Source organism: Oleiphilus sp. HI0043, assembly GCF_001634935.1.
Window position 1 is genome coordinate 1 of record NZ_LWEY01001263.1, and the last position, 1,724, is coordinate 1,724.

General features: G+C 43.2%; 2 protein-coding genes and 1 pseudogene. All 3 read left to right on the forward strand.

The genetic code is table 11. The annotated features are described in order from the left end of the window. Positions 1 to 655: pseudogene (locus tag A3729_RS16275) on the forward strand (coproporphyrinogen III oxidase); the annotation flags it as partial. A 96-nt stretch (positions 656 to 751) separates the two neighbouring features. Next, on the forward strand, positions 752 to 1,405 hold the full coding sequence (locus A3729_RS16280; protein WP_197469823.1) for a helix-turn-helix domain-containing protein: 654 nt from the start codon (positions 752 to 754) through the stop codon (positions 1,403 to 1,405). 13 nt (positions 1,406 to 1,418) lie between these two features. Next, a partial coding sequence (locus A3729_RS16285; protein ID WP_369820140.1) for an alpha/beta fold hydrolase occupies positions 1,419 to 1,724 on the forward strand: 306 nt, incomplete at its 3' end.

A 1,724-nucleotide genomic window follows, 5' to 3' on the forward strand; every position in this document is an offset into this window, starting at 1 on the left:
TATGCCTCAACGCATTCCGGCGCAAAGGCTGATTCACTCAGGCGACCTTCCAGGAACAGCAGAAAAACTTGAAATATTCACCGATAGTATCCAACGCTTAACTGAAGCGGGCTATATCTATATCGGTATGGATCACTTTGCACTACCTACTGACAGCTTGGCTAAAGCCCTTGATACAGGTGGTTTGCAGCGTAACTTCCAAGGCTATTCTACACATGCAGAATGCGATGTAATTGGTATTGGTGTCAGTGCTATCAGCCGGGTCAATGATGGCTATAGCCAGAATGTCACCGAAGTATCCAAGTACAAAACCGCCGTTGATAAAGGACACTTACCTATCAAACGCGGCGTTAATCTCAATACCGATGACCGCATCCGTGCAGATCTAATCCAACAAATTATGTGTGACGGTGTCGTTGATTACAGTGACTTCGGTGACGGTCACGATATTTTTTTCCACCGTTATTTCAACAGTGAACTCAGTAGCTTGAATGACCTCGCAAGCGATGGTTTGATCGAATTAAGTGACCAAGGATTCAAGGTGACACCCAAAGGAAGAATCTTTCTGCGGAACATCGCTATGAAATTTGATGCATATTTTAATCAAACAACTCTACAGAATACTGAGCAACCACGGTATAGTAAGACACTATAATTAAAATTTTATGGTGATTTACGTATGCCGAGCTCGAATTCTGTGGCATCTCCGTCCTTTTTAAAGTGCGGACAATGCTCTCTTGGAAAACTTTGCTTGCCAGTAGGGTTAGACTCAAATGATATGGTTTCGTTAGAAAACATTATTGAGCCTTCGTCCCCCTATAAAGAAAACGAGACCGTCTACCAGTCAGAACAACACTTTGAAAGGATCTACGCCGTTAAATCGGGCATGTTCAAAACCGTGGTTATTGATGCGAACGGTAATGAGCATATTGTCGGTTTCCACCTGCCCGGTGAACTTTTCGGCTTGGATGCGATCTACCCACAGAAGTATATTTCAACAGCTATTTCTCTTGGCACTTCCTCTGTCTGTGGTATTAACTACAACGATTTAGAAAGCCTTGCAGCGAAACTTCCCTCCCTACAGCGCCAATTATTTAGCTTAATGAGTAAGGAAGTACATACTTCACAGTCAATGACTGTGGAACATTCTGCTGACCAGAAACTAGCCGGTTTTATCCTCGCATTATCTTCTCGCTACAAGCAACGCGGTTATTCCGATACTCGAATTAACCTCATGATGCCGCGTCGCGATATTGCTAATCACTTAAATATGGCCGCCGAAACGGTTAGCCGTTTATTTAAGCGTTTTCAAAAAGAAGGCTTGCTAGAAATTAAGCGTACAGACTTACACATCATCGATATGAATGGCTTAAAAGAACTCGCAGGCTGCGCTTCGGCTTGTTAAACAAGGAGCGCGCGTGAGTAAACTTAAAGTCTTTTTGTTTGTCTTTGTCCTTTCTCTGGTTTCAGTCAATATCGCAAGCGACTACTATCGCGATGACCTTTATCGTTTAGCGATCGAGTTTGAAGCCTCAAAAGCAAACCTTCTACCTAAAAAAATCTCGATTGAAGGCAAACCTTACGCTTATCTGGAAAACTCTCGCCAAGATAAGCTCGGCACAATCATCATGCTGCACGGCTTTAGCGCCAATAAAGAAAACTGGATACGTTTTTCTGAACCGCTAGCTGACAAGTATCACCTTATCGCTCTAGATTTAATGGGC